Raw genomic sequence first — 26,590 nt, 5'->3', positions numbered from 1 at the left:
CACGCCATCCTGAAGGAGAGCCCGCGCAAACGAGCTGCGAACACCTGGTCGGACACGCCTGCGCTGCTGAAGGGGTTGCTCTACGGGCCAGACGGTGCGGCCTTCTCGCCGACCCACACCCGCAAGGGCGGCAGGCTCTACCGCTACTACGTCAGCCAGACGGTACTGAAGTATGGGGCTGGCACATGCCCTGTGGGGCGCGTGCCAGCCGGAGAGATCGAGGCCGCGGTCATTGACCAGCTTCGCGCCGTGTTCCGGCAACCCGAGATCGTGGCGGGGACGTGGAAGGCCGCGCGCTCGCAGGATGAGGAGATCACCGAGGCTGACGCCTGCGCATCCCTCCAGCAACTCGACCCTCTTTGGGACGAACTGTTCCCGGCCGAGCAAGCCCGCCTCGTGGCGCTGCTGGTCGAGCGCGTGGATATCGGCACGGACGGGCTGAACGTCCGGCTGCGGGTGGACGGCCTCGCCGGGCTCGCGCGAGAGATGCAGGTCGGCGGTATTGGAGAAGCAGCATGACACGCGGGTCGCCGATCACCGGTACCGTCACGCTCCACGTGCCGTTCCGCGTGGTGAAGCACGGTGGTCGGAAGGAGATGCAGTTACCCGAGGGCGCGACTCAGCCGCGTCGCAAGGACAGCACGCTCGTCAAGGCGCTCGCGCGCGCGTTCCGCTGGAAGCGCATGCTGGAGTCGGGCGAGTTCGCAACGATAGCCGAACTGGCCGAGCGCGAGGGGATCGCGCCTTCGTACATGACCCGTATTATGCGACTGACGCTGCTCTCGCCCAAAATTGTCGAGGCGATCCTGGACGGCACCCAGGGACCGGAGGTCACGCTGGCGTGGGTGTTGGAGCCTGTTCCGGCGGCCTGGGAAGAACAAACTTGTCATTTTGGCTAACGAACCTGCTGAGTTGTTGAGCCTACCTCCGGAAGGAATTGGCTTACGGCCCACAGCGGCCGTTTGAGACTCTGACCGCCGACGCGCGCTTCCGGCCCATACCTGCCTTTGGCCACCTTACTTCGATGCTGCGGCGCGGCCTGTCAGACCGGTCAATCGTGCGTCGTGCTGCATCTTCGTGGCCCAGATGCGGATTATCGACGGGTGCGACCTCGCCAGCACTTCGGAACGACTTGAGGTCAGCATCAACACCGTCCGGACCCAGCTTCAACGCATCTTCGACAAGACTGGTGCGCGCAGCCAGTCCGGCCTGATCCGAACGCTCCTCAGCGTCCAGACCCCCATGTAGCACCTAAGCTGGACCGAGGGGCTGTGTAGTTCATGGTTCTCGCTGATCGACGAGAACTACGCAAAGTTCGACCATGCTGCAAACCTAGGCAGCGACCTGTGCACTGACCCATCTTGCCCGAGCACCCGCCGACGCCGAGGCCTATGAACTCCAGCATCGCGATTCTACAATAAGTCGGTGCGAATTGGAGACGCCACGAAAGGATTGGTCATGGGAATTGAACTTGCTGGACTGGTGGCCTGCGTGACCGGTGGCAGCCGTGGACTAGGAGCGGCCATCGTGCGGCGTCTCGCGAACGAGGGCGCCAACGTCCTCGTTGCAGACGTCCTCGCAGAAGAGGGAACGGCCCTCGCGCACGAACTTACAGGATCAGGAAAGCATGCAACTTTCCATCCACTCGATGTGGCGTCAGTCGAAGATTGGATTGCCTTGACTGAAAACATCGGAGCCGAGTTCGGACGTCTCGATATTCTTGTCAACAACGCCGGCATCATCATTAGGAAGCGCCTCTCAGACCAGTCCGTCGAAGAGTGGAAAAGAGCGTTTGATGTCAACGTCATGGGCGTGTTCCTGGGCACCAAGTACTGCCGTTCGCTGCTCAGGGAATCCCGTTTCGCTTCAATCGTGAACGTCTCTTCGACCGCAGGTATGGTCGCGCACCTTGATCCCTCCTACACGGCCACCAAATGGGCCGTGCGCGGCTTGACGAAATCAACCTCCCTTGAGTTGGTCCACGAAGGTATCCGCGTCAACTCCATTCATCCCTCGATCATTGCGACCCCGCTCACCGCCGCGGCCCCTGCTGGCCATGTGGAGGCAAACCGGCATGCGATACCCATGGGCCGCGAAGCCCAGCCCGAGGAGATTGCAAACATCGTTGCCTTTCTTGCCTCGCCACAATCATCATACATGACAGGAAGCGAGGTCGTTGCCGATGGCGGCATGACGACGTCGGGCGTGGCGCACATGCGCGACCAGTTCCAGAAGTCCTTCGGGAAGACGCCAACCTGACGCAGAGCTCGTAGGGTCTGCCGCATTGCACTCGTTGTGTTTCGCAACCAAGCCGGGATCGCGTTGCTCACGGCCCTTAGCGGACTTTGAAGCATCGACTTGTCGACGCGGTGCGACTTCCACAAACCGACCTTTCCCCGCCGCAGCTTGATCGCCCACATGAACGTGCGATCGGTCGGCCGAAGTGACGATCGCTGCATTCGCGTCGGACTCAGCTTGTGCGCAGGAGTCCATGACACCTTGCATCCAAGGAACTACCGGTGACTTTTCAATCGCTGAGGGAAACTCGCCAGCGCAGGCGGTCAAACCGCGACGGCGACAGTGACCACCGCCGGAATAGGCACGTCCCATTGAGGCCCACGCCCGTGCTTCTCCAACACCTTGGCGACCACCGCCGCCCGTATGGCCGCAGCATTCTCCGGCGGTTGCGGGCGTAACAGGGCTCCACCCCTCGCCGTACCGTTCAGGAAGAAGTCGTAAGGCGCGCCAGGGTCGTCGACTTCCCACTTCGACGCGACTGTGGATTGGAGGCAGTCCGTAAAGCCGGCCGCCTCCAGCACCGGAAAGGCAATCGCTGGATCGGCATAGTCATTCGCACCAGGACCCGGCGGCAGCGAAATGTACGGGGCGCCGTGTTGACCGATGGCACCAAAAACGTAGCCAAGGGCAGTATCAACGTCAGGTCCGCACCAGACCGAGAACGCCAGTCGGCCACCTGGCCTCAGTACTCGGCGCGCCTCTGCCACAACTCTTGGAGGGTCGGGCACGTGCGGCATCCCGAAACCGATCGTCACCGCATCGAAAGACGCGTCATCGAAGTCCAGGGCCATCGCGTCGCCTTCGACAATCCGGGCCTGCGGTGCTGCGGCCCGCGCCAAGCACAGCATGGCAGGCGAGAAATCAAGTCCTGTCGTCAGCGCCCCTGCTTGGACAAGGCCGGAGGTCACGTTGCCGTGCCCGCAACACAGATCGAGAGCCTTTACGCCGGGTCCGGCCCTGACCGCTTTGACAAGATGCGGTGCCACCATGTCAGCTGCTTTCGCAAAGACCCGAGCGTAGGATTGCGCCACTTCCGCATCCGCCCACTCACGTCTTTCGAGTGCGGCGAAGGTGTCAGGCTCTTGAGACTCCCGCATTGGCAGGCCTCTGTTGTCGTCTTTTGGCAGTTGGCAATTGGAAGGGACCTCGCGTCAACCGCACTGAAGTGCAGACCATCAGACTCGCACGATTTCAAATCGGGCTCGCAGTTGACGTTCGCGGCGTGGTTAGCCCCCAGGCTTCATGCCGCGCTGTTATCGAGCGGATTCCGGCCGTGAGCTGCCGTCCATCCTCCGAGGCAACCGGGGCCGCTTCCGGCTCATACCGGACGTTCGTCGACGGCAGAATGCCGCATCGCGGCTTCCCAGAAGCTGCCGTTAGCGTCAGGATGCAGCTACGAGCCGGGCTTGAAGGTCGGCTATGCGGACAAAGCGGACTCATGCATCCGCGTTGCGGCTGTCACGATATGTTTCGCCAGATAGCCCCTCGAAAGCGGAGATAGCTTTCTATGGCCTGCAATCGCAACCGCATGTAGTACTTCAATGTGAAAACCTCAAAATGAGAAGAGTGTTACGTGCCTGCAAATTTGTACAACTTGCCGGGTGACTTCGATGACACCTTCCACGAAGTTGGCGTGTGCTTGTATTGCCGCGAGAACCCGGACGGCAGTGTCGAGCATGTGCTCCCAGAAGCATTAAACGGCCGGATCAAACTTCGAAATGCTACCTGCATCGAGTGTAAGAAGATCATAAACTCGGAGTTTGAGGGTCCATTGCTTGGCTACTTTTGGAAGGAGGCTAGAAACGCTCGTGGGTATCGCAACAAAAAGCGCGGTCGCGGGTCAAAAATAGCCCGTGCCGTTCCGGGTATGACCATCACAATCACTCGGAAGGTTCCGCCCTTCAAGGAGATAAGACCTTCTCAGTCGAAAGGTATTGTGACGCCAATAATGGCGCTGCAGCTGCAGTCGCCCAGTTTTCTTGGTCTGGATGACCGGAAAACTCCTAGCGGGTCCAAGTTGAACATCCACTCCGGTAGTCCGGTCAGCTTCGACCATATAAATAAAGAACAAGCGGAGGTCAAAGCCAGCGACCCCAACATAGTCAAAGTAAGCCACAATTTCCCCGGAACCAAGGCGGGATTGATACACCGTTTGGTGTTGAAGGTAGGCTGTGGCTTGCTCTGGTTTTTCTGGGGACAGGAGGTGCCAGAGAGAGTGCGTGCGCTTATTCTAAACGGGGGTGATCTACTCGTAATGGACCAATTCGCGAAGAGCGCGCCGCGAGAGGCCTATGAGATTGCAAATCACGAGGCTCATACGTTTACAGCAGAGGAAGACGGAGAACATGCAATCTACGTGGCTTTCACTCTACTTCCTGAGGTAATTGATCGTGTCTTCTTTTTTCGCGCTGGCACAAACGAATGCGAGTTACCACTGCGCATTTCCAGACTTAGATAGGCTCAGAATAAGAGACGGCCAACGGAAGGTAGTTGAAGAAATCCTAAAACATCGGCAAGTGTAAGACGACCGCTTTGGGCTCAAAGCGGACCTTCGCAGCGAACGTACCATTCGGTGTATGATCTTGTGTGCCAACGTCGGGTTGGCGTTGCGGCAGGGCGTAGCGGATCGGAGTACTGCCATGACAGTTGCAAATCTGCCAGTCATTCGAGCCTGCCGACCCGCCTGGAAAAAGGGCCGCGTCGTCGGCCAGAAGCGACCCTTGGTGCCCAAGCACGTTTGGGCCATTCGTGTTCGTCTTGAGATCGCCAGCAATCACAGAGACCTGGCACTCTTCAACCTCGCATTTGACAGCAAGCTTCGAGGTTGTGACCTCGTGAAGCTCAAGGTGGCGGACGTCTACGCCTCCAGTCGCGTCAAAGAGCGGGCCTCAATCATCCAGAGCAAGACGCAGCGGCCCGTTCGTTTCGAGATCACGGAGGGCACGGGCAAGTCGCTCTCGCGATGGATGGACGAGCCACTGATGGTCGGCTCGGAATACCTTTGGCCCGGCCGCCTTAACGAGCGTCTCCACATTTCGACGCGGCAATACGCTCGCCTTGTGCGGGACTGGGTGAGTTCCATAGGCTTGGACCCCACGTCCTACGGCACGCATTCCATGCGTCGCAAGAAGGTTGCACACATCGACAAGAAGACTGGCAACCTCAGGGCTGTTCAGCTCCTGCTCGGTCACACCAAGATGGACAGCACTGTCCGCTATCTCGGGGTGGAGCTCGAAGACGCACTGGCGATCTCCGAAGGCGTGGAACTATAAGGAAATGGGCCGCCATCCTCTGGCGGCCCGACTCGATCCCGGTCGCCCAGCGGCCTTGCCAGCCACTCTGCGGTGCGGCGAACGTCTGCTTTGAGCCCCAAGCGGACGAAAGAAAACCACCTCGGGCAACAGCAGGAAGTGTGCTATCAATGCCCGACAAAAAAATGGGGGCGGAGATGACCGACGCGCAAGCCATTGCGGATCACTGGGGCAAGGGAGACGTCTATTCCCTGATCCTGGAAACGATGGAGGTGGCCGGTATTGATCCCAGCTCCGTTACCATTGAACAACTCGCTCCTGTGGACCATTTCCATGCCAGGGGGTTCCCGGCCACTGTGGAGCTGGCGGATGTATTGCCGATCCGAAGGGGGGATCAGCTAGTGGACATCGGCTGCGGGCTTGGCGGTCCCGCCAGGTATTTCGCGAAGCGTTTCGATTGCCACGTCGACGGCATCGACATCACGGCCCCGTTCGTCGATGCGGCCAACCGGCTGAGCGCGCTTGTCGGAATGGAAGATGTGGTTGCGTGTCGGCACGGTGACGGACAGAAACTCCCCTATGGCGACAACTCGTTCGATGGCGGCTACACCCAGCACGTCACGATGAATGTCCCGGATCGAAGTGCCTTCTTCAGCGAGGCGTTCCGGGTCCTGAAGCCGGGGGCGTTCTTCGCCTTGACTGAACACGGGCTCGGCGAAGTCGGTGATCCGCACCACCCGGTTCCCTGGTCGGAAGACGGAAGTGGGGCTTACCTAATGCGCCCCGCCGATACCATTGCAGCATTGGAAGATGCAGGTTTCTCGGAAATCGCGGCCGCGGATATCGGTGAAAAGCATCTCAAGGGTTATCACGCAGTCATTGAGCTTGCGGAAAAGGGCGAAGCCCCTGTTTTCGGCACGCACATACTATTGGGGAAGCAAGCCCCCCAAATCGTCCGGAACGCTGCGCGCAATATTGAAGAGCGAAGAACCCACCCGGTTCAGATCCTTTGCTACAAGCCCGGATAAGTTTTTTGTCGGTCCTTCGTCTCAAGGTCTGCTTAGTCCGCATAGCGGCCGTTCACGCTTACCGTGAGTTTGGCAGAAGCTGACAACACGGGCGCGAACGTCGACTTCGGGCCGTGGCGCTAGTTTCCTTAGCTTCTGCAGCGAACGACCGCTTCCCGCCCATATCTACCTTCGAGCCATCCACAGAGAATGACCGCTTTTCGCCGCAACCCATATTCGTGCATTCTACCATATGACCCAAAGTTCTGTTGGAGCCTGGTCTTGAACCAAAGGGCGCCCCTAAAAATCGAACGTCACATCTAGGCCGGACAGGAAACCGAAGTATTGCAATGCCTTAGCTATCTATTTACCAAACTGACGCGGCCATCAGGTCCGAAGAATTTTGGCCCTGAAAGACTGCCTTCGGGCCTCCCAGCGCCGGAGCCGGTGCTCGACCCCCCCCCCCCCCCCCCCCGCATAACCCCCGAAAACAAGGGGAAAATCCGGCCGCAGCCGGATCGGGAGATCGCTTCGGGACGGCGCGGTTCGGGGAGTTTTACCGAGATCGATCGTCGCCTGGGTTCGTGGCATTATGGGGCTTTTGTGTCTCGCGTCCGTGACTCCGAATGCCTGATCAGTGGGGGACGGGGATCTCCATCTTGACCCTGAAATTCGGAGCCTGATCTATGGACAGCGCACCGCGCCACTTTCCTTCGACAAGCGCGTTCATGAGCTTCGAGCCGAACCCTGTACCCTGGGGTGGCGCTTCGGAATCCGAATGAGGATCATCCCAGGTAAACTGGAACAGACGCGTGCCGTCCGAACGTCGGGCATAGGACCAAAAGACGCTCACCGTGCCCTGATCTTTTCCAAGCGTGCCGTACTTCACCGAGTTCGTGGCCAGTTCGTGCAGGACAAGTCCGAGGTCGAAACAAAGCTCAGGCGGCAACAAAACGTCGCGCCCCTTCATTTCAATGCGCTGTTCGAACGGTCTCAGGGTTTCTTCAAGCAATTCCAGGAAACGCGTCGATGTCCAACCGCCTTGTGAGACCACGTAGTTCGAGCGTGCAAGCGCACTCAACCGCGCGCTGAAGGAGTCCCTGGCAACTTTTATGTCCGGATTCCCGCTAAAGGTTTGGCCCGCGATGCTGCTGACCAGCTGCATGAGGTTGCCTGCGCGATGGGCCATTTCGCGTACCAGCAACATACGATGCTCCGCAGCCGCCACCTGCCGTGCCGCCCCCGCAAGGATGTTGGCCAGAGACTGGAGGAACTCTGCGTCTGTCTGGTCAAAGTCTCGAAGCACTCGTGCATGGATACCGAAGACACCGAATGGACGCGTGTTCGAGCCGGGAATGACCACCGACACACCGCTTCGGACGCCGTGGTCGTGCAGAAGCTGAGGCCCGCTGAAGCGTGTTTCTGACTGCAGGTCTCTCACAATCACCGGGCTTTTTGCCATTAACGTGTAGCCCGCCTGTGACTCGAGATCGATCCCAACCTCCCCCTGCCCCACGAGGCCTTCTGCCCATCCGATGCCAGCACGAAGAATAAGATGTTCCGCTGTCTCGGCGAACTCGAGCACCTTCGTCAGCGGAGCCTGGAGCACGTCCGCGGCAACCCGAACTGCTTCATCCAGCACTTTCTGAAAGTCTTCTTCGTTGAGCGCAAACGAGCCAAAGCTGGCGACCGCATGTTGCTGGGCGAGACGCCGCTCCAGTTGGCGCTCGTCTCGAACACGTTCGGACACATCCATGCAGATTCCAGTCAAGTACCGGGAACCATCGGTGGCTGTGGTGACACCACCACAGGTCTCAATCCAGATCTCGGGTGCGTTCGGGCGTGGAGCAGTGCGGTAAACTGCACGATACGGATCCCCGGTTTTGATGCTCGCCTTAATTTCATGCCAGACTTGGGGGGCATCGTCGGGATGCAGGTCGCGCTGGAAGCTCGCCAGCGTCCCATCAAAAGAGCCCGGTGGAAGATCATGAACACTTTCGAGGTTCCGCGTCCATTCCAGCCGCTCGCTGTCGATCTTCCAACGCCAGACGCCGGCACCACCAAGACGCAGTCCGTCCTCCAGGGCGTCAGGCGCTGCGAGATAGGCGACCGGCAACGGCGTATTGGAGACGTGCTGCATCATTGCGTTTGCTCACAACTTGATCAGGAAACATCGTTGCGGTCGGGGCTGGTTATCCATCGATTGCCTCGGGCTGACGGTATCCTGCGTGGAGGGCGCCGCAATGCAAATATTCGAACAGGTTCTTGTCGACGGGCGTTCGCAAAGGAGTTGAGCCGACGCTTGAGGCTCATCCCACATCGGGATGTGACCTACCACGCTCATGTCAACTGCCGAGAGGGGACAAGGCTGCGGGCAAAGGTTCGATTTCAGGCCCAACCCACTGACTGCCACCGGCGTCGAAGTGTTCAGGTTTCCTCTATGCAAAATGCCAAATATTCAGTCAGTTACGAGCTCTGGACTAAATTGGCGCAGTCATGAGGTCCAGAGAATATCGGCCCTGAGAGATCGCTTACGGGCGTCCTAGCGGCGGGCTCGGTGCTCAGCCCATCCCGCATAACCCTCGAAAACAACGGAAAAATCCGGCCGCAGCCGGATCGGGAGAACGCTTTCGCGAGGGCAAGTGGCGGAGCGCAGGGGATTCGAACGAACGGTCCTCGGCCGGCAAGGACGCCTTCGACCAAGAGGTGGAACTAACACTCCAGAATGCTTCAAGTGCATAAAAAATATATACATCTTGAAAAACTGGTGCCCGAGGTCGGACTCGAACCGACATGATGTTGCCATCGGCGGATTTTGAGTCCGCTGCGTCTACCATTCCGCCACTCGGGCGCACCGGGGCCTGAATACCGGCGGGCGGTCCTCTTGAAAAGGGTCTTCCGCCCCTAGCCTTGCGCCTGTTGCGCCAGGTCGCGAACGACCGCAAAGGCGCCCTGCACGCGCTCTTTCGTCGTCGACCAGTCGCGGCGGACGATGATCTTGTTGTCTTTGACCTTCGCCAGACCCTTCTGGTCCTGGATGAAGGCGACGAGGCCCGCAGGGTTCGGGAACTTGTCGTTGTGGAACTGGATCGTGGCCCCCTTCGGCCCGGTATCGAAGCGTGCGATATGGGCCTTCTTGCACTCGGCCTTGATCCTCACGACCAGAAGCAGCGTGTTGACCTCCTTCGGCAGCGCACCGAAACGGTCGATCAACTCCGCGGCGAACCCTTCCAGCTCGACCTTGGTCGTCAGCCCGGACAGGCGGCGATAGAGCCCCAGACGCACGTCGAGGTCCGGCACATACTCCTCGGGGATCAGAACCGGCACGCCCAGGCTGATCTGCGGTGCCCACTGCTCGTCCGACTCGGACAGCCCCTCGATCTCGCCCGACTTGATCTTGGAAATCGCCTCTTCCAGCATCGACTGGTACAGTTCATAGCCCACCTCGTTGATGTGGCCCGACTGCTCTTCGCCCAGCAGGTTGCCGGCTCCCCGGATGTCGAGGTCCTGCGAGGCCAGCGCGAAGCCCGCTCCGAGCGAATCGAGCGAGCCCAGCACCCTCAGCCGCTTCTCGGCCTGAAGCGTCAGCTTCTGGCGCGGCTTCGTCGTGAGATAGGCATAGGCCCGCGTCTTGGCCCGGCCCACGCGTCCCCGGATCTGGTAGAGCTGCGACAGACCGAACATGTCGGCGCGGTGGATGATCATCGTGTTGGCCGTCGGGATGTCGAGGCCAGATTCCACGATGGTCGTGGCCAGAAGCACGTCGTACTTGCCGTCGTAGAAGGCGTTCATCCGGTCGTCTAGCTCGCCCGCCGCCATCTGGCCGTGCGCCACGACGACGGTGACCTCGGGCACGTTGTCCCGCAGCCAGGCCTCGATCTCGGGCAGATCGGCGATGCGGGGGACGACGAAGAACGACTGCCCGCCGCGATAATGCTCGCGCAGAAGCGCCTCGCGCAGGGTGACGGTATCGAACTCGCTGACATAGGTGCGGATCGCCAGCCGGTCGACCGGCGGCGTGCCGATGACCGAGAGATCCCGCACCCCCGTCAGCGACATCTGAAGCGTGCGCGGAATGGGCGTCGCGGTCAGCGTCAGGACGTGGACGTCCGAACGCAGCGCCTTCAGCCGCTCCTTGTGGCTGACCCCGAAGTGCTGCTCCTCGTCGACGATCAACAGGCCCAGGTTGGCGAACCGCACCGACTTCGCCAGGATCGCGTGGGTGCCGACGACGATGTCGACCGTGCCCCGCGCCAGCCCCTCGCGCGTTTTCTCGGCGTCCTTGGCGCTGACGAAGCGCGACAGTTGACGCACCTCGACCGGAAAGCCACGGAAGCGCTCGCGGAAGCTCGCCGCGTGCTGGCGGGCCAGAAGCGTCGTTGGCGCGATCACCGCGACCTGCACGCCCGACATCGCCGCGACGAAGGCCGCGCGCATGGCGACCTCGGTCTTGCCGAAGCCGACGTCGCCGCAGATCAGCCGGTCCATCGGGATGCCGCCTTCCAGGTCGGACAGCGTGTCGTCGATGGCGCGAAGCTGGTCGTCCGTCTCCTGGTAGGGGAAGCGCGCCGAGAAGGCGTCCCACATGCCGTCGGGCGGCGTCAGGACGGGCGCCTTGCGCAGGTAACGCTCGGCCGCAATGCGGATCAGACGGTCGGCGATCTGCCGGATCCGTTCCTTCATCCGGGCCTTCTTCGCCTGCCAGGCGCCGCCGCCCAGTTTGTCGAGAAGCCCTTCCTCGTGCCCGAAGCGCGACAGAAGCTCGATGTTCTCGACCGGCAGGAACAGCCGGTCGCCGCCCGCATATTCGAGGTGAATGCACTCGTGCGGCGCACCAAGCGCCTCGACCACCTCCAGCCCCATGTAGCGGCCGACGCCGTGGTCGACGTGGACGACGAGGTCGCCGGGCGTCAGGCTCTGGTGCTCGGTCAGGAAGTTCTCGGACCGCTTTTTCTTCTTCGCGCCGCGGATCAGACGGTCACCGAGGATGTCCTGTTCGGCAATGACCGTGAGTCCATCGGCCTTCTGGCCTACCGCTCCGCTGCTTGAGGCCGGAGCCTCGAACCCATGCTCCAGCGCCCAGACCGCGAGAAAGATCCCGCCCCTGCCGTCCGGGACGTCGCGGAAATCCTCGATGAGGCGGACGCCCTCGACGCCCTCGTCCTCCATCAGGTGCTGAAGCCGTTCGCGCGCGCCTGCCGAATAGCCCGCGACGATCACCTGCCCCAGCTTGCGCCTCGCGCCGATATGGGCGGCCAGCGCGCCGAAGAGGCTGATGCTTTCCTGCTGCCGTTCCGGCGCGAAATCGCGCCCCACCCGACCGCCGGCATCGGTGACGTTCAACCCCACAGGTTGCGGCAGGACGCTGAAGCGCAGGACGCGATGACCCTCCACAGCCTTCGAGAATCCCGCGTCGTCGAGGTAGAGCGAGCCTGGAGGCGCGGGCTTGTAGACGGTGTCGACCCGGCCCTTCGCCGTCATCGCCTCGCGCCGCGCGTCGTACTGGTCGGCGATGCCCTCCCACCGGGACAGCCGGAAGGCGTCGGTCTGGTCGTCCATCGTGACCGTGGCGCCCGGCAGATAGTCGAACAGCGTCTCGAGCCGCTCGTGGAAGAACGGCAGCCAGTGCTCGACGCCCGCGTGCTTGCGCCCGGCGCTGACCGCCTCGTAGAGCGGGTCGTCGGTGCCCGCCGCGCCGAATTCCAGGCGATAGTTCTGCCGGAAGCGCGTGATCGACGGCTCGTCGAGGATGATCTCGGACACCGGCGCCAGCTCGACCAGCTTCAGCGTGTCGGTCGTGCGCTGCGTCTCGGGGTCGAACCGCCGCGCCCCGTCCAGCACGTCGCCGAAGAAATCGAGCCGCACCGGCCCCGCCTCTCCCGGCGGATAGATGTCGATGATCCCTCCCCGGATCGCATAGTCGCCCGGCTCGGTCACCGTCGGCGCCTGAACGAAGCCCATCCGCACCAGGAACTGCCGCAGCGCCGCCTCGTTCACCCGGTCGCCGACGCGCGCCGTGAAGGCCGCCTCGCGCAAGACCTCGCGCGCCGGGATCTTCTGTGTCGCAGCGTTGATCGTCGTCAGCAGCACGAACCGCGACGGCATCCCGTGGACCAGCCCCGCCAGCGTCGCCATCCGCGTGGCCGAGATGTCGGCATTGGGCGACACCCGGTCATAAGGCAGGCAGTCCCAGCCGGGAAAGCGCACGACCGGGATATGCGGCCCGAAGAAGGCCAGCGCCTCGGCCATCGCCGCCATCCGCTTGTCGTCGCGCGCGACATGCACGACCGCCCCGCCCCGAGCGTCCAGCTCGGCGAGGATCAGGCGGGCGTCGAAGCCTTCGGGCGCGCCGCTGACGGTGATGTGGCGGGGGTCGGACATGGTTGTGCGGAGGTAACGGCTTCAGGGGCCGTGTCAACTGGCGGAACGGCGTCCGCTCAGAAGCCGCTGTAGGGCGCCACGTAGAGGTTCGTGTACATGCCGTACATCGCGGTGACGAAGATCGACAGGAAGCCGAGCGCCTGTGTGGCGATCCGGTGCCGCAGCAGGCGTCGTATCAGCGCCTCGCCCCTGTCTTCGTTCTCGCGGATCAGATGCGCGGTGCGGACCGTCATCAGCGTCAGGATCGACATCGGCGCCACCAGAAGGAACACCGCCGTCGCAAACTCCACCTGATAGACGAAGGCCGCAAGGCCCAGCATGGTCAGAAGCGCCGACCAGATCAGGGCGATCAGCGTTCCCGACACCTCGGCGATGTAGAGGATGCGGTTGACGTTCACCCGCACGAGGTCGTGGAGGTCGCGCATCGCGTCCTGCGTCTTGCCGCGCCGGGCGCGGATCACGGTGTCATAGGGAACCCCGATGACCCAATGGCTGACCGACGACCACAGCACGGCCAGACCGATCCAGTACCACAGGTTCGAGAAGGACCGCATATCGATGACTTCGAACACGGTATCGTAGAGATTCACGTCCAGAGCGCCCCGACACTGACTTCGAGCCGGACACTAGGCAAAGCCACCGGGCTTGACCACCCTCGGCACCAGGGCTACCGCAATTGTCCATCCCTACGGCACAAAGGCGGCAGCGCATGGTCACAGGCTCCTACCCCGCAACGCGGTTCCGCCGCACCAAGCGCACCGACGCGCTGAGACGGCTCGTGCGCGAGACGACGCTCTCGGTCGACGACCTGATCTGGCCCGTCTTCCTGCGCGAGGGCGACGACGACGAGACGCCGATCCCCTCGATGCCCGGCGTGGCGCGCCTGACGATAGACCGCGTCGTGGAGGCCGCGCGCGAAGCGTACGATCTCGGCGTCCCGGCGATCTGCCTCTTTCCCTACATCGACACGTCGCTCAAGACCGACCTCTGCGAAGAGGCCTGGAACCCCGACAACCTGTCGAACCGCGCCACCCGCGCCATCAAGGACGCGGTGCCGGGCATGGCGGTGATGACCGACGTGGCCCTTGATCCCTACAACATCAACGGCCACGACGGCATCGTGCGGAACGGCGTCATCGTGAACGACGAGTCGGTCGAGGCGCTGGTGAAGATGGCTGTGGCACAGGCAGAGGCCGGAGCCGACATCCTCGGGCCCTCCGACATGATGGACGGGCGCATCGGCGCCATGCGGACGGCGCTGGAGGCGGCGGGACATCAGGACACCTGCATCCTGTCCTACGCCGCCAAGTACGCCTCGGCCTTCTACGGCCCCTTCCGCGATGCGGTCGGCGCGTCGGGTCTGCTGAAGGGCGACAAGAAGACCTACCAGATGGATCCCGGCAACACCGACGAGGCGATGCGCCTGATCGAGCGCGACCTGAAGGAAGGCGCCGACTTGGTCATGGTCAAGCCCGGCATGCCCTATCTCGACATCTGTCGCAGGGTCGCGCAGACCTTCCAGGCGCCGCTCTTCGCCTACCAGGTCTCGGGCGAATACGCGATGATCAAGGGCGCGTCCCTGAACGGCTGGATCGACGGCGACCGTGCCATGATGGAAAGCCTGATGGCCTTCAAGCGCGCCGGCTGCGACGGGATCCTGACCTATTTCGCGGTCGACGCGGCCCGCGCGATGGCGTGATGATTGGTTAAGGATTAACGAAGAATTCATTGGTTTCGCGTGCGAAACCGCCAGCGGGAGAGGCGCGTGAAGGTCGGAGAAAGGCACTACCGCTCGATCTGGATCGAGGCCGGCGAGGTCAGGATCATCGACCAGCGCTGCCTGCCGCACCAGTTTCGCGTCGTGCCTCTCGACACGCTCCAGGACTTCGAGACCGCGATCCGCGACATGTGGGTCCGGGGCGCGCCCCTGATCGGTGCGACGGCGGCCTTCGGCATCGCCGCGCAGATGCACGTCCTGACCCACTGCAACGCCGGCTGGCTCGCCACCGTCGACTGGGGCACCGCGACTTCGCCGCTCTACCAGGCGCATGACGCAGGCATCCCCCTTCACGTCTGGGTCGACGAGACGCGCCCCCGCAACCAGGGCGCGCTGACCGCCTGGGAACTTGGCGCTCACGGCATCCCCCACACCTATGTCACCGACAACGCGGGCGGCCACCTGATGCAGCACGGCCTCGTCGACATGGTCGTCGTCGGCACCGACCGGACCACGGCGGGCGGCGACGTCTGCAACAAGATCGGCACCTACCTCAAGGCGCTCGCCGCCCAGGACAACGGCGTGCCGTTCTACGTCGCCCTGCCCTCGCCCACCATCGACTGGACGATGACGGACGGGTCATCCATCCCGATCGAGGAACGCGCCGGATCGGAAGTCTCCCAGATCCAGGGCACCGACGCCGACGGCGCTCTCTCGCGCCTGCGCGTCACCGAGGCCCCGGTCGGCAACCCGGCCTTCGATGTCACTCCCGCCCGCCTCGTTACCTCTCTCATCACCGAGCGAGGCGTCGTGGCCCCCCACGCCCTCGCCACCCTCTTCCCGGAGCAAGCCGCATGACCCAGAACCGCATTCTCACCCTCGGCGAAGACGACGTCGGCCTCGAGATCTGGACCATCGGCGCGCGTCTGAACGACGTACGGATCGGCGGCGAAGGCGGGCATCTCGCGCGCTGCGAGACCGTCGAAGACGCGCTCGGCGCCAAGAAGAACTACGGCGCGGTCGTGGGCCCTGTCGCGAACCGCCTCGCCCGCGCGGAGGCCCCGGTCGGCGGCACGGTTCACAAGCTTGTCCCGAACGAGAACGGGCGCACGATCTGCCACTCCGGCGCCAAGGGCGTGAACACCAAGACCTGGGAGGTGACGCGCGAGACGGAGGACACGCTGGAGCTGTCGCTTTCCATCGCCGACGGCGCCGACGACTTCCCTGGCAACCGCCGCCTCTCGGTGCGCTATGGGCTGGTGCCGCAGGGCTTCTCGGTGGCCTTCGAGGCGGTGACCGACGCGCCGACGCTGGTTAACCTCGCCCTTCATCCCTACTGGTCGCTGAACCGGACGGGCCGCGAGGGACAGCGGATTGAGGTGAGCGCCGACCGCTATCTCCCGATAGACGCGGACAAAATTCCGACCGGAGATATCGCCTCCGTCGACGGCACGATCTTCGACTTGCGCAAGGCAAAAGAGCCGTCGCACGAGATCGACCACAACTTCTGCCTTTCCGATGCCCCCGCCGTCCGGCTTGTCGCCGACAGCGGCCTCGTCCTCGAGATCGAGACGGATGCGCCGGGACTTCAGCTCTATGCCGGAAGCCCGGTCGGCCTCGCCATCGAGCCGCAGCACTGGCCCGACGCGCCGCATCACGAGGCTTTCCCGTCGATCCTGCTGCAACGGGGCGAGACCTACCGCCAGCTCTCGACATATCGCTTCTCGCGGAGCTAGACCGCATCCCATGCTGAAGACCCGCATCATTCCCTGCCTCGACGTGGCCGACGGCCGCGTGGTGAAGGGCGTCAACTTCATCGACCTGATCGACGCGGGCGATCCGGTCGAAGCCGCCATCGCCTATGACGCCGCCGGTGCGGACGAGCTCTGCTTCCTCGACATCCACGCCACGCACGAGAACCGCGGCACGATGTACGACCTCGCACGCCGGACGGCCGAGCACTGCTTCATGCCCCTGACCGTGGGCGGCGGTGTGCGGTCGGTGGACGACGTGCGCAATCTCCTGCTGGCGGGGGCGGACAAGGTGTCCTTCAACTCCGCCGCCGTCGCGGATCCCGACGTGGTGGCGCGGGCGGCCGACAGGTTCGGCAGCCAGTGCATCGTCGTTGCCATCGACGCCAAGACCGTCAGCCCCGGCAAGTGGGAGATCTTCACCCATGGCGGGCGGCGCGGAACGGGCATCGACGCGGTCGACTTCGCCCGGACGGTCGTGGCGAAGGGTGCGGGCGAGATCCTTCTGACCTCGATGGATCGCGACGGCACCAAGGCCGGGTTCAATCTGCCGCTGACGCGCGCGGTGGCGGACGCCGTCTCGGTGCCGGTGATCGCGAGCGGAGGCGTGGGGACGCTCGACCACCTCGTCGAAGGCGTGACGGAGGGCCACGCGAGCGCCGTCCTCGCCGCGTCGATCTTCCACTTCGGCACCTTCACCATCGGGGAAGCCAAGGCGCACATGGCGGCGGCCGGCATTCCGGTCCGGCTGTCCTAGCGGGGTCAGCAAGCCAAAGACGGTGCGCCAAGCGCCTTGACAAGGCATCTCACCCGCGCGACGGGAAGGGTCATGTCAGACCGCGACGCCCTGTCCCGCCTTGCCGCCACCATCGACGCTCGCAGGGGCGCCGACCCCGCGACGTCCTGGACCGCCAAGCTTCTGGCGGCGGGTCCCGAGGCTGCGGCCGCGAAGTTCGGTGAAGAGGCAGTAGAGGCGGTGATCGAAGCCGTGCGCGGCGACCGGGACCGGCTGACGGCCGAGGCGGCGGATGTGCTTTACCATCTCCTGGTCATGCTCGCGGCGCGTGACGTGTCGCTGGCGCAGGTTCTGGCCGAGCTCGAACGCCGCGAAGGTACCTCGGGCCTTGCCGAGAAAGCCTCTCGCGCCGACTAGAACAGCTCGACGTCGTTCGACGGCATTACCTTCGGCGTCTTGAGACGCGGCGCTTCCTCGACGAACTTCAGTTGCGCGACACCCGTCGCCGGAAAGAAGCGCAGCTTGCGGGCCCGCGTCCCGCCCACGTTCTCGGCGTCGCAGGGGATGCCTTCGGTCTTGAGGTAGGCTTGCCCGAAGGCCGCGTTGCGGGCGCCGATGTCGGTACGGCCCTGAAGCATCGAACTGCCGCCGAAAAGCTTGCCGCGCAGTCGCGGCCGCACTGCGCCCAAAGGCATCATGCGGTTGATGAGCCGGTCCATCGCCACCGCGCCCGAGGTCGAAAGGCTGCCCGCCTGATGCATCTCGGGCAAGAGGAGGTGGTTCATGCCGCCGACGCCCGCCACCGGATCCCAGAGGCAGATCGATATGCACGAGCCGAGGATGGTGGTGATGACCATATCCTCGCTCCGGCCGACGGCGTCCTCGCCCTGCGCGATGTAGAGGTTGGTCATGGCTCGATCCCCCGTCCGTCCGCGCCGACCTGCGCGAGGATGCGGGGGCCGATCTGGCCGAGCCGCGCGACTTCGGAGGCCGCGCCCAGTTCGCGCGCGGCGCGCGGCATCCCGTCGACCACCGCCGTCTCGCCGTCCTGGACGATGGTGCGGGCGCCCGCGTCGTGAAGCGCCTTCATCGCCTCGGCCCCGTCGCGGCCCATGCCGGTCAGCATGACGGCGAGGATGCGCGGCGCGTGCGGGACAGCCGAGGAGAAGAGGACGTTGACGGACGGAACGTAAGCCTCGGTCCCGTCGTGGGGGACAAGGCGCAGACGCAAGGCGTCGCGGCGATCGAGGGCGGCGTGGAAGGTGCCGCCCGGAGCGAGGAAGATTTCGCCGGGTGCGAGCATCGCGTCGTCGGTGGCCAGGCGAACCCGAGGGGCAGAGTGGCGGTCGAGGCGCTGCGCGAAGCTTTCGAGGAAGGCAGCCGGCATGTGCTGCGCGATGACCGTGGGCGGGCCGTCGGCGGGATAGTGCGAGAGCACGTTCATCAGCGCGTCCACACCGCCCGTCGAGCTTCCGATGACGACGATGCGACCGTTCCAGTCGAGTCGGCCGCCGTCCTTCACCCGCTCGCGCAGCGAGGGGCCGGTGGACCGGCTTTCCGCCGCCATCAGCACCGTTCCGGCCAGGTCGACGTTGCCGTCTGCGCCGAGGGTCGCTAGGTCGACGCAATCGACGGCGCCGAGCGACAGGGCCTTCACCGCCTCGGCGCTTTTTTCCGTGGTTCGGGTCGAGACCATGACGACGGGCATTGGCCGAAGCCGCATGAGGCGTTCGAGGAACGACAGCCCGTCCATGCGCGGCATCACCACATCGAGCGTGATGACGTCGGGGTCGAGCGCGCGGATCAGTTCGCGCGCCTCATAGGGGTCTCCCGCCTCTCCCACGACGTCGATCCTGGGCGAACGCTGGAGAAGGGCGCGGATCATGGCGCGGATCGAGCGGGTGTCGTCGACGATGACGACCCTGACCTTCCTGCCGGTCGTGGTCCCGACCAAACTCATCTGCCGTCCCCTGCCTCGACGCTGGGGCGGTTTGTGGCACGGGGCGGTCTAAGATTCGGTTACCCCGAAAAGGAAGGGGCGGCCGAAGCCGCCCACCTCCCCGTAGCGTCCTTTTTCGTGTCGTCAGGTCTCGATCGGGAAGCGCAGGTAGAGACCCTCGACATAGATCTCGGCGGCTTCGCCGACATGGAACATGGTGTAGCTGAGGCCGGATTCCTGAAGGCGGCGGACGCCGGGCCGGGCCAAGAGCATCGAGGCCTCGCGAGAGCCCGATAGGCCCGAGCGGTGATCGCCGGCGATGACCTGGCGCGGCGACACCTGGATCTCGCAGGCGGGCGCCGAGGGTCCAAGGGCGTTGGCGCCGATGACGATCGGGTTGCAGTCGGGCTTGAGCCGGAGGATGTGCTCGTCGAGCATGATCCGGTTCAGCCAGACGATCGGGCGATAGTCGCCGGTGTTCGTCAGGACCGGATCGCCCTTGCGCAGCGCGACGGCGTGGACATCGCCGAAGGAGGTCCGCACACGCGTCATCGGCGCGAGACCGGGAAGCGGCCAGGTGTCGAGACCCTCTTCGCGGACGGCGGCCGGAGCGGCGCGCTCGCGGGGGTGCCTTTCGCTGTCGGCGGGGCTGAGGGGGTGGCCTTCGGCGTCAACGGGCTGGCGCCGGGTCGTCCGTCCCGTTGTCATCCTGCTGACGACACGCGAAAGACGGGATCTTTCTCCGGTGTCCGGAGCGATATTCTTACTCATTACGACCTCTACTCGTACACACACACGCACATCCGCCACTGGCGGTCACTTTGACCGGGACGCGCCACCCGAACAATGAGGTGGCACGTCCCGTAACAAAACCCGGCACAGCACCGGCACACTCGGCACACAACCAGGACGTCGCACCGTCCCGACCGTTCACAGCCTTGGTGTCTCACGCCGGTGAGGCGGGAATTTGACGCTAAGTTTAGCAAGTGAGCCACAATGAGGGAAGCATTGCGCCACGGGCGGTTACGATACGTTAACGGGTTGCGCGGATGGCGACAGTGATGGGGCGGCGGTCTGGCGAACCCTTGAAAATATGGACTGTTTTTTGGCTGGTTTCCCTGACGGAAACGACAGGCTTAAATCATTGAGGCGTTTATGCCTCATTCCACACGGTCACTTCCCCGTTACCCAGGTTTCCGAACGCTGTGTTTCCGTTTCCGCGGATAATCCCGGCAGCTTGCGGCGTCAAAACCAGCGAATAGGCTTGGGAGATGTGGGCCGAACACGACCTGTCGAGGCTGATCGCCTGTCCGACCTGCGATACGCTGACCGTTTCGGACGGTGTGGCAGAGGGAATGCGGCTGACGTGCGCGCGGTGCCACCGCGTACTCGTCTCTCCACGGCGTCACGCCGTCGCGGTCGTCCTGATCCTCGCAGCCGCTTCGGTCGGTCTTGCAGTCGGCGCAGCCGCCCTGCCCTTTCTGACGTTCCATCGCTTCGGTCTGACGCGCGAGACGACGCTTCTGGGCGCGGTGCTGCGGTTCGAGGGCGCCCTTCTCGTCCTGTCGGCGACCGTTCTGGCGCTGGCGATCCTGCTGCCCGTCGCGCGGTTGCTTCTGACGGTCTGGGTGCTGCTGCCGCTTGTCATCGGCTTCAAGCCCTGGCCCGGAGCGGCAAGGGCGTTCCGGCTGGCCGAAGCGCTGCGGCCCTGGGCGATGGCGGAGATCTTTGCCGTCGGGGCGGGCGTCACGCTTCTGAAGGCGTCGGATCTGGCGCGGGTCGATATCGGACCCGCGTTCTGGATGCTGACGGGCCTCGTCGTGCTGGTCTGGGCGCAGGAGTCGATCCTGTGCCGGGCCGGCATCTGGGAGGCGCTCGAGCGATGACGACGGCGCGGGCGGAAGGGCTGGTCGGATGCACGCGCTGCGCCCGCGTCTGGCCGGGGACCACGCCAGTCTGCGGACGGTGCGGCGCACGGCTGGAGAGCCGTCCGGCGCGGCCGCTCCGCAGGGTCTGGGGCTGGTGGGCGCTGGGTGTCGCGGCCTATGTCCCGGCGATGACCTGGCCGATGCTCGAGACGCGGGTCCTTCTGTCGTCGAGCGCAGAGACCGCCGTCGGTGGAGCGGTGGCGCTGGCGCGGTACGGGGAATGGCTGGTGGCCCTGGTGATCCTCCTGGCCTCGGTCGCGATCCCGGTCGCCAAGTTCGGGGCGGTGGCCCTTCTGGCGCTGGCGGTGGGGTCGCGGTCGAGGGGTCGGGCGGAGGCGCGGCACAGGCTGCACGCGGCGGTCGAGTTCATCGGGCGCTGGTCGATGGTCGACGTGTTCGTGGTGGCGCTTCTCGCCTCGACGGTGCGATTCTCGTGGATCGCCACGGTGCGGCCCGGACCGGCGGTGCTGGCCTTCGCGGTGTCGGTCCTGTGCACGATGCTGGCGGCGCGGGCGCTGGACCCGCGGCTGATCTGGGACCTCGACGAGGAGCCTAGCCCGAGAGTTCCATGACCTTGCCGCTGTCGAGAAGCCCGCTCCAGCGCAGGGGCGACACGGGATAGCTGTCGTCCATCGCCAGACGCTCGAAGCTGAAGTCGGGCTCGAGCCGGCGCAGGCGTTCGCCGACGCGTATCGCGTCGTCGGGACGGTCGGCGGCGGCGTAGAGCGCGGTGAGGTAGCGCAGCGGCGGGCGGAATTCGGGAGACAGCGCGTGGGCAGCCTCGGCGAGGCGAAGCGCCTCGTCGCGGCGACCGGTCAGGGCGGCGGTCAGGCAGCGTCCGAAATCCCACCAATGGCCGAAGGGCGAGCCCGACGACATCTTCTGTGCGCGAACGGCCAGCGCGTGGGCCTCGGCGATCTCGCCCGCGTAAAGCTTGGCGGTGGCGAGGCTGTTCCAGGCGAGCGGATTCGCGGGGTTGAGGCTGACCGAGCGCCGCGCCAGTTCGAGGCAGACGCTCACGTCCTTGTCGAGGACGAGGCGGGTGTTGGCGACGGCGGCCAGCACCATCGAGTTCATCGGCTCGCGCTCCATCGCGTCGATGCAGAGGCGCCGCGCCTCTTCGGGCAGGTCGGGCGAGGCGGTCTCGTGCCGCTCGACGTGCTGGATGACGCGAAGCTGGGCGCGCCAGGCGGTCGACAGCGCCCCTGCCCCAAGCTCGCGGGCGCGAAGAAGCATCTCGTCGGCCTCGACCAGCGCTTCGGGGCGCAGGCAGAAGATGCGGCGGATCGCGAGGCGGGTCAGAAGGTTGGCGTCGCGGATGTCGCGGCTGTCGGTGATCGACTGGGTCATCGCCTCGGCCAGAGCGTCGATGAGCTGGTTGCCGAGCGAGACGAATTGAAGGTCTTCGACCGGCGGCGCCCCGTGAAGCTGGGTCGAGGTCATGCCGGACCACACGAGGCGGTCGGGCGAACCGTGATGGACGCGGGCGCGGATGCCGACGGCGGCGCCGTCGCCTCGGAAGGCCTGCACCTCGGCACGGAAGGCGGAGGACGGCGCCTCGCCGCCCACGCGGACGTCGGCGGACAGGGTTTCCCGCATCGACCGCGCCACGCTGTCGACGAAGATGTCCTCGATCAGACCCAGATCGCCCGACCCGCCGGGAGAAGATCCGTTGAGCGTGCGGAAGACGACGACGGGCATCCGAAGCTCGGCCGCGACGTAGATCTGGCGTTGCGAGGCATCCGCGGGGGCCGGCGCACGGGTGGCCGGTGCGCCGGAGGGCGCAGCTTCGCGCTCGCCCCGGTGATGGGCGAGCCAGTCCTCGAGAGCGTGGTCGTTCGCGGGAAGGCCGAGGCCCTCCATGAATTCGGCGCCCTCGTCGGCTTCGGCGATGTCGAGCGTGTCGAGCGAAAGGCAGGCGGCACGGCGGTCGGTCTTGAGAAGGTCGCGGTGGTCGCCAAGCGAGCGCCGGATCTCGGACAGCGCCTGCCTCAGGCTGGTCGCGGCCCGGTCCGCGCCGGAGTTGGGCCAGAGCCGCTTCTGAAGCCACAGCCGTCCCCGGCTGCCGGTCTCGTTGGTGGCGAGGAGCGCGATGAGCGCCTGACTCTTGGCGCTTTTCGGAGAAATGTCCGTGCCGTCCGGCGCCTCGAGACGGAACCTTCCATAGAGTTGAAGGCGTGCCTTGACCCGTTGTTCCACGTCTGACCCCTGTTGCTCTCCCGGCTGCGGCCGGTTGCCCCCACGTCACATTGGACCACGCGCCGATGACATTTTCAAGAAAACTGGCCATTTCGTGCGGCTCACGCGCAAATCGTGAATGAAACGTGAAAATCGACCTGCGGGCGGACGGCCTGCTTGATTTGACGCCGCCTCTTGCTCCTCATCGACCGCACGGAAGCGCGGTTCGCGCTGCGGGGAGAGCGACGTGGGTCAAGGACAGGGACAAGGTCAGGGGCAAGGCCAAGGTCAGGGCCAGGGCCAAGGCCAAGGGCAGGGTCAGGGGCAAGGCCAGGGTCAGGGCATCGACCATGCGGGCGGTCCGGGTTCGGGCATGTTGTCGTGGTCGCTTGTCACAACGCATGACGGCATCGTCGGCTATTGGGACGGTGAGCCTCTGAGGGTGCCGCCGCGCATGGGCACGTCGGACGAGGATCTGAGCTATCTCTCGAAGCCTGTCCGCTCGCTCCTGATCGACGCGATGCTGCATCCCGCGTTCCGCGTGACGGGTTCGGACGGGCAGGCCACGGCCTCGGTCGAGGGCCGGCCGCTCTTCACGATCGAGCGGCCCTCGCGCGCGGTGTTCCGGCAGCAGCTCAAGATGGTGCGCGCCTATGCGGATCTGAGGGCCGACCGGGTGAACGAGATCCTGATGCAGACGGGCGACCTGTTCTCGTTCTTCGGCGCCCAGTGCTATCTGAGCGCCGAGCGGAACGCGAAGACGCTGGCGATGCTCTATACCTGCCAGCGGCTGATGGTGACGCTCGAGATGCCGTTGAAGCATTTCTGCCGCGCGCCGCGCCCGGTGGACTATGCGACGCACATCCAGCCGATGATCCAGACGCCGGACCATTCGAGCTATCCCTCGGGTCACGCCATCGAGGTCTTTGCGGCCGCCACGGTCCTGGCGCGCCTGACCACGGGTCTGGGGCCGAAGGCGGCGATGACGGAGACGACCGCACGGGGCCGCCGGGCAGGCATGGCCTTCAGACTGGCGCACCGGATCGCGACGAACCGCTCGATCGCGGGGGTGCATTTCCCGGTCGATTCGGGCGCGGGCGCGGTCGCGGGATGCCTTCTGGGTGAGGCGGTCTACCGAGTGGCGACGGGGCTCGACGACTGGCCGGACGAAGTGTCCATCGGCTTCGAGACGCAGGGCGACGGCGAGCCGCCCTATGACCTGACGCTGAACTGGCTCAGGAACCGGCTTCCCGACGATGCCGACGCGGGCGCGGGCGATCCCGAGACGATCCTCGGCACGCTCTGGGCCGAGGCGGCGCTGGAATGGCGGGAGCTGACCGAATGACGCTGACCTGGACCGACTGGGAGGACGACCCGTCCGCCTCGGACGGCACACCCCCGTACATCGACTGGCTGCGGACCGTTACATTCGGCGGTGCCGACACGCGCGACGGGCTGTCGCTGGCGCCCCTGCCCCTGTCTCCGATGGCGGCGCGGATCTGCGGGCAGACGCACCGGCGCGCGCCGCTTCCCGGGTTCGCCCGTCCCGGTCCGGACGATTCCGTGTCGGACGATCCGCTGATCGAGTTGTCGTGGATGCCGGACCAGGATTGCGCGGTCGTGGGCGTCATCGACAGCGCCATTGCCCTCTCTCACGCCCGCTTCCGGCGGATCGACGGCGGCACGCGCTTTTTGTCGGCCTGGCTGATGAACGGCACCTGGAGACGGGGTGCGGCAGTGCCATTCGGGCGCGAACTGTTCCGGACCGAGCTTGACCGGCTGATGTTCAGCGCGCTGGCAGCGGGCGGGATCGACGAAGGACGGTTCGACCGTGCGGCCGAGGCCTCGCAGTACCCGCATCCGCGCGGGGACCGCCGGCTCGACACGCACGCGACCCACGGCACGTCTGTCGCGGATCTCGCGGCGGGCTTCGACCTACGGCTGTCGTCCGAAGATGAGAAGCGCCGCCGCCTGCCCCTGATCGCCGTTGGGCTGCCCCCGCGCACGAGTATGGGGTCGTCGGGAAATTTCCTCGAGTTCTTCGCCATGCACGCGGTCGAGTACGTCATCGACCGGGCCGACCGAATCTGGCGCGCCTGCGGGCATGGCGGAGAGGGCGGATTTCCGATCGTCATCAACCTGTCCTATGGACTGCAGGCGGGACCCAAGGACGGTCACCTGGCCGTCGAGACGCTGATCCGCGCCGTCGACCGCGCCGCCGAGGAGATGGGCCGCCCGGTGCGGATCATGCTGCCCGCGGGCAACGACCTGCGCTCTGAAGGCGCGGCGGTCTTCGATCTCGGACGGGGACGGCCGGGGCGTCTCGACTGGCGGATCAGGCCCGAGGATCATACGCCGAACTATGCCGAGGTCTGGTCGGACGAGCTGCCCGGCGATGGCGGCGCGTCTCCCGCGCATCCGGTCGCGGTGAGCTTGTCGCCCCCCTTCGGGCCGGACGGACCGGCCTCGCGCGGGCGGCACGGACAGTGCGCGACGCTTGTCGACAGTGAACGCCCGGACGTGCCCGTCGCGCGCATCTATTGCCGCAGGCACGACGATGCGGCGGACTGCGGGACGGCGACCTGGCACAGGGTAGGCTACATCCTCTGTACCGGGCCCACGCTCGAAGAGGACCGCCTGTACGGAGCGCCCTCGGGCGACTGGCGGATCGGGCTCAGGTCGGACGGGGACGCGACGCGCGCCTTCGCCTATGTGCAGTCGGATCAGAGCCTGACCTTCGGCAGCGATACGGGGCTCGTCCCCATCTTCGCGCATCCGGCCTTCGCGCCCGTGGACGAAGCGGGCCGGGCCATCGACGTCGCGGACTATCCGCTCGACGGATCGGCGCCGCGAGACACCGACACGGCCCCGCCCATGCGGCGGCGGGACACGCTGAACACCATCGCATCGCTTTGCGAGGCGCGGGTGATCGGCAGCTACCGCGCGACGGATGGCCGACCGTCGGGCTTTTCGAGTGCCGCGTCGCTTGATCCCTTGGGCGACGGCCGTGCCGCGCCGACCGCCCTCCTCCCGGGTGAGGACGGCGCGGCACGGTGGGGTGTGCTTTCGGCGGGCTCCAAGAGCGGGTCGGCCGTGGCGATGCAGGGGACGAGTTTCTCGACGGCGCTGGCGACGCGGCGGGTGGCGCTGGCCATGCTCGACTGGCTGGACGACGGCCGCGTGGGCGAGGCGCCGGGCAGCGAGGCCTGGTTCGAGACGGCCGCGCTGGCCGACGAGGCCACGGCCGCCTGGCCGGGGCAGACGGTGCCCGAGAAAGCGGGGTTCGGACGGCTGGCCGCTCCGGCCTCCGGGCGCATGGAACGGTGACATGGTTGTGCGAGGGGTGACGCGCCCACCCAAAAGGCGGCGCGGGTTCGGGGACGCAATCCGCCCCGGATCCGCGC

General features: G+C 65.1%; 24 protein-coding genes and 1 tRNA gene. 16 read left to right on the top strand and 9 right to left on the bottom strand.

The window, feature by feature from the left end; translation table 11 throughout:
- The 4 genes from C8D95_RS07410 to C8D95_RS07400 all read left to right on the top strand — a co-directional run.
- Positions 1-519: recombinase zinc ribbon domain-containing protein (locus C8D95_RS07410; protein ID WP_211312609.1), on the top strand; the 519-nt coding region annotated here is incomplete at its 5' end.
- Positions 516-899, top strand: coding sequence for a hypothetical protein (locus tag C8D95_RS07405; RefSeq protein ID WP_109758510.1), 384 nt, complete (start codon positions 516-518; stop codon positions 897-899). The genes C8D95_RS07410 and C8D95_RS07405, both read left to right, overlap by 4 nt.
- A 187-nt stretch (positions 900-1,086) precedes the next feature.
- Positions 1,087-1,248 (top strand): helix-turn-helix transcriptional regulator, encoded by a 162-nt coding sequence (locus C8D95_RS21970; protein WP_164721665.1) that lies wholly within the window; start codon positions 1,087-1,089, stop codon positions 1,246-1,248.
- A gap of 210 nt (positions 1,249-1,458) precedes the next feature.
- Positions 1,459-2,259 carry an SDR family NAD(P)-dependent oxidoreductase gene (locus tag C8D95_RS07400; protein WP_109758509.1) on the top strand — a complete coding sequence of 267 codons (801 nt, stop codon included), beginning with the start codon at positions 1,459-1,461 and terminating at the stop codon, positions 2,257-2,259.
- A 302-nt stretch (positions 2,260-2,561) separates the two neighbouring features.
- Here the strand turns inward: C8D95_RS07400 and C8D95_RS07395 are convergent, their stop codons facing one another.
- Positions 2,562-3,329: a class I SAM-dependent methyltransferase gene (locus C8D95_RS07395; protein ID WP_241239651.1), complete on the bottom strand. Its 768-nt coding sequence runs from the start codon at positions 3,327-3,329 to the stop codon at positions 2,562-2,564.
- 563 nt (positions 3,330-3,892) lie between these two features.
- On the opposite strand from C8D95_RS07395, the gene C8D95_RS07390 reads away from it, so the two are divergent.
- From C8D95_RS07390 to C8D95_RS07380, 3 genes are all read left to right on the top strand, one after another.
- Complete coding sequence (locus C8D95_RS07390; protein ID WP_146202982.1) at positions 3,893-4,756, top strand: HNH endonuclease; 864 nt, start codon at positions 3,893-3,895, stop codon at positions 4,754-4,756.
- Between the two features lie 181 nt (positions 4,757-4,937).
- On the top strand, positions 4,938-5,570 hold the full coding sequence (locus C8D95_RS07385) for a tyrosine-type recombinase/integrase (protein WP_109758552.1): 633 nt from the start codon (positions 4,938-4,940) through the stop codon (positions 5,568-5,570).
- A gap of 149 nt (positions 5,571-5,719) precedes the next feature.
- Complete coding sequence (locus C8D95_RS07380; protein ID WP_241239652.1) at positions 5,720-6,577, top strand: class I SAM-dependent methyltransferase; 858 nt, start codon at positions 5,720-5,722, stop codon at positions 6,575-6,577.
- A 613-nt stretch (positions 6,578-7,190) separates the two neighbouring features.
- Here C8D95_RS07380 and C8D95_RS07375 read toward each other — a convergent pair.
- The 4 genes from C8D95_RS07375 to C8D95_RS07360 form a co-directional block, all read right to left on the bottom strand.
- Positions 7,191-8,699: a sensor histidine kinase gene (locus C8D95_RS07375; RefSeq protein ID WP_109758506.1), complete on the bottom strand. Its 1,509-nt coding sequence runs from the start codon at positions 8,697-8,699 to the stop codon at positions 7,191-7,193.
- Positions 8,700-9,321: 622 nt separating this feature from the next.
- Positions 9,322-9,407, bottom strand: a tRNA-Leu gene (locus tag C8D95_RS07370).
- Between the two features lie 53 nt (positions 9,408-9,460).
- The gene (gene mfd, locus C8D95_RS07365) at positions 9,461-12,937 is read right to left on the bottom strand and encodes a transcription-repair coupling factor (RefSeq protein ID WP_109758505.1); all 3,477 of its coding nucleotides are present in this window, start codon (positions 12,935-12,937) and stop codon (positions 9,461-9,463) included.
- Positions 12,938-12,993: 56 nt separating this feature from the next.
- A complete protein-coding gene (locus C8D95_RS07360) occupies positions 12,994-13,527 on the bottom strand; it encodes a component of SufBCD complex (RefSeq protein WP_109758504.1) in 534 nt (177 codons plus the stop codon).
- Positions 13,528-13,646: 119 nt separating this feature from the next.
- Between C8D95_RS07360 and hemB the strand changes: the two genes are divergently transcribed.
- The 5 genes from hemB (at position 13,647) to C8D95_RS07335 (ending at position 17,558) form a co-directional block, all read left to right on the top strand.
- Positions 13,647-14,636: a porphobilinogen synthase gene (gene hemB / locus C8D95_RS07355; protein WP_109758503.1), complete on the top strand. Its 990-nt coding sequence runs from the start codon at positions 13,647-13,649 to the stop codon at positions 14,634-14,636.
- A 66-nt stretch (positions 14,637-14,702) separates the two neighbouring features.
- Positions 14,703-15,512 carry an S-methyl-5-thioribose-1-phosphate isomerase gene (locus tag C8D95_RS07350; RefSeq protein WP_109758502.1) on the top strand — a complete coding sequence of 270 codons (810 nt, stop codon included), beginning with the start codon at positions 14,703-14,705 and terminating at the stop codon, positions 15,510-15,512.
- Positions 15,509-16,390, top strand: a complete 882-nt coding sequence (locus C8D95_RS07345; protein WP_109758501.1) for an aldose epimerase family protein — start codon at positions 15,509-15,511, stop codon at positions 16,388-16,390. Before C8D95_RS07350 ends, C8D95_RS07345 begins: the two co-directional genes overlap by 4 nt.
- A gap of 10 nt (positions 16,391-16,400) precedes the next feature.
- Positions 16,401-17,162, top strand: a complete 762-nt coding sequence (gene hisF, locus C8D95_RS07340; protein WP_109758500.1) for an imidazole glycerol phosphate synthase subunit HisF — start codon at positions 16,401-16,403, stop codon at positions 17,160-17,162.
- A gap of 72 nt (positions 17,163-17,234) precedes the next feature.
- Positions 17,235-17,558 (top strand): phosphoribosyl-ATP diphosphatase, encoded by a 324-nt coding sequence (locus tag C8D95_RS07335; RefSeq protein WP_109758499.1) that lies wholly within the window; start codon positions 17,235-17,237, stop codon positions 17,556-17,558.
- Here C8D95_RS07335 and C8D95_RS07330 read toward each other — a convergent pair.
- The 3 genes from C8D95_RS07330 to C8D95_RS07320 form a co-directional block, all read right to left on the bottom strand.
- Positions 17,555-18,052: a chemotaxis protein CheD gene (locus C8D95_RS07330; protein WP_109758498.1), complete on the bottom strand. Its 498-nt coding sequence runs from the start codon at positions 18,050-18,052 to the stop codon at positions 17,555-17,557. The genes C8D95_RS07335 and C8D95_RS07330 overlap by 4 nt on opposite strands.
- The gene (cheB, locus tag C8D95_RS07325) at positions 18,049-19,101 is read right to left on the bottom strand and encodes a chemotaxis-specific protein-glutamate methyltransferase CheB (protein WP_109758497.1); all 1,053 of its coding nucleotides are present in this window, start codon (positions 19,099-19,101) and stop codon (positions 18,049-18,051) included. The genes C8D95_RS07330 and cheB overlap by 4 nt, the downstream gene beginning before the upstream one ends.
- Before the next feature lie 123 nt (positions 19,102-19,224).
- Complete coding sequence (locus tag C8D95_RS07320; protein WP_164721666.1) at positions 19,225-19,788, bottom strand: Hint domain-containing protein; 564 nt, start codon at positions 19,786-19,788, stop codon at positions 19,225-19,227.
- 563 nt (positions 19,789-20,351) lie between these two features.
- Between C8D95_RS07320 and C8D95_RS07315 the strand changes: the two genes are divergently transcribed.
- Positions 20,352-20,966: a paraquat-inducible protein A gene (locus C8D95_RS07315; RefSeq protein ID WP_109758495.1), complete on the top strand. Its 615-nt coding sequence runs from the start codon at positions 20,352-20,354 to the stop codon at positions 20,964-20,966.
- The gene (locus C8D95_RS07310) at positions 20,963-21,580 is read left to right on the top strand and encodes a paraquat-inducible protein A (RefSeq protein ID WP_109758494.1); all 618 of its coding nucleotides are present in this window, start codon (positions 20,963-20,965) and stop codon (positions 21,578-21,580) included. The genes C8D95_RS07315 and C8D95_RS07310 overlap by 4 nt, the downstream gene beginning before the upstream one ends.
- Here the strand turns inward: C8D95_RS07310 and C8D95_RS07305 are convergent.
- Positions 21,561-23,207 (bottom strand): hypothetical protein, encoded by a 1,647-nt coding sequence (locus C8D95_RS07305; RefSeq protein WP_109758493.1) that lies wholly within the window; start codon positions 23,205-23,207, stop codon positions 21,561-21,563. The genes C8D95_RS07310 and C8D95_RS07305 overlap by 20 nt on opposite strands.
- Before the next feature lie 226 nt (positions 23,208-23,433).
- Between C8D95_RS07305 and C8D95_RS07300 the strand changes: the two genes are divergently transcribed.
- Positions 23,434-24,531: a phosphatase PAP2 family protein gene (locus C8D95_RS07300; RefSeq protein WP_109758492.1), complete on the top strand. Its 1,098-nt coding sequence runs from the start codon at positions 23,434-23,436 to the stop codon at positions 24,529-24,531.
- A complete protein-coding gene (locus C8D95_RS07295; protein ID WP_109758491.1) occupies positions 24,528-26,513 on the top strand; it encodes a S8/S53 family peptidase in 1,986 nt (661 codons plus the stop codon). Before C8D95_RS07300 ends, C8D95_RS07295 begins: the two co-directional genes overlap by 4 nt.
- The last annotated feature ends 77 nt before the right edge of the window (positions 26,514-26,590 follow it).

It is taken from the genome of Silicimonas algicola, assembly GCF_003148765.1.
GTDB lineage: Bacteria > Pseudomonadota > Alphaproteobacteria > Rhodobacterales > Rhodobacteraceae > Silicimonas > Silicimonas algicola.
The sequence above is the reverse complement of the archived record's forward strand: the minus strand, read 5'-3'. Positions and strand labels throughout refer to the sequence as shown.

What these genes read in the sequence shown, in the direction of transcription:
- hemB (WP_109758503.1), top strand. Translation starts at nt 13,647, where the DNA reads ATGGTCACAGGCTCCTACCCCGCAACGCGGTTCCGCCGCACCAAGCGC.
- C8D95_RS07320 (WP_164721666.1), bottom strand. Translation starts at nt 19,788, where the DNA reads ATGACAACGGGACGGACGACCCGGCGCCAGCCCGTTGACGCCGAAGGC.
- C8D95_RS07400 (WP_109758509.1), top strand. Translation starts at nt 1,459, where the DNA reads ATGGGAATTGAACTTGCTGGACTGGTGGCCTGCGTGACCGGTGGCAGC.
- C8D95_RS07295 (WP_109758491.1), top strand. Translation starts at nt 24,528, where the DNA reads ATGACGCTGACCTGGACCGACTGGGAGGACGACCCGTCCGCCTCGGAC.
- C8D95_RS07315 (WP_109758495.1), top strand. Translation starts at nt 20,352, where the DNA reads ATGTGGGCCGAACACGACCTGTCGAGGCTGATCGCCTGTCCGACCTGC.
- C8D95_RS07310 (WP_109758494.1), top strand. Translation starts at nt 20,963, where the DNA reads ATGACGACGGCGCGGGCGGAAGGGCTGGTCGGATGCACGCGCTGCGCC.
- C8D95_RS07335 (WP_109758499.1), top strand. Translation starts at nt 17,235, where the DNA reads ATGTCAGACCGCGACGCCCTGTCCCGCCTTGCCGCCACCATCGACGCT.
- C8D95_RS07385 (WP_109758552.1), top strand. Translation starts at nt 4,938, where the DNA reads ATGACAGTTGCAAATCTGCCAGTCATTCGAGCCTGCCGACCCGCCTGG.
- C8D95_RS21970 (WP_164721665.1), top strand. Translation starts at nt 1,087, where the DNA reads ATGCGGATTATCGACGGGTGCGACCTCGCCAGCACTTCGGAACGACTT.
- mfd (WP_109758505.1), bottom strand. Translation starts at nt 12,937, where the DNA reads ATGTCCGACCCCCGCCACATCACCGTCAGCGGCGCGCCCGAAGGCTTC.
- hisF (WP_109758500.1), top strand. Translation starts at nt 16,401, where the DNA reads ATGCTGAAGACCCGCATCATTCCCTGCCTCGACGTGGCCGACGGCCGC.
- C8D95_RS07380 (WP_241239652.1), top strand. Translation starts at nt 5,720, where the DNA reads ATGCCCGACAAAAAAATGGGGGCGGAGATGACCGACGCGCAAGCCATT.
- C8D95_RS07375 (WP_109758506.1), bottom strand. Translation starts at nt 8,699, where the DNA reads ATGATGCAGCACGTCTCCAATACGCCGTTGCCGGTCGCCTATCTCGCA.
- C8D95_RS07345 (WP_109758501.1), top strand. Translation starts at nt 15,509, where the DNA reads ATGACCCAGAACCGCATTCTCACCCTCGGCGAAGACGACGTCGGCCTC.
- cheB (WP_109758497.1), bottom strand. Translation starts at nt 19,101, where the DNA reads ATGAGTTTGGTCGGGACCACGACCGGCAGGAAGGTCAGGGTCGTCATC.
- C8D95_RS07405 (WP_109758510.1), top strand. Translation starts at nt 516, where the DNA reads ATGACACGCGGGTCGCCGATCACCGGTACCGTCACGCTCCACGTGCCG.
- C8D95_RS07330 (WP_109758498.1), bottom strand. Translation starts at nt 18,052, where the DNA reads ATGACCAACCTCTACATCGCGCAGGGCGAGGACGCCGTCGGCCGGAGC.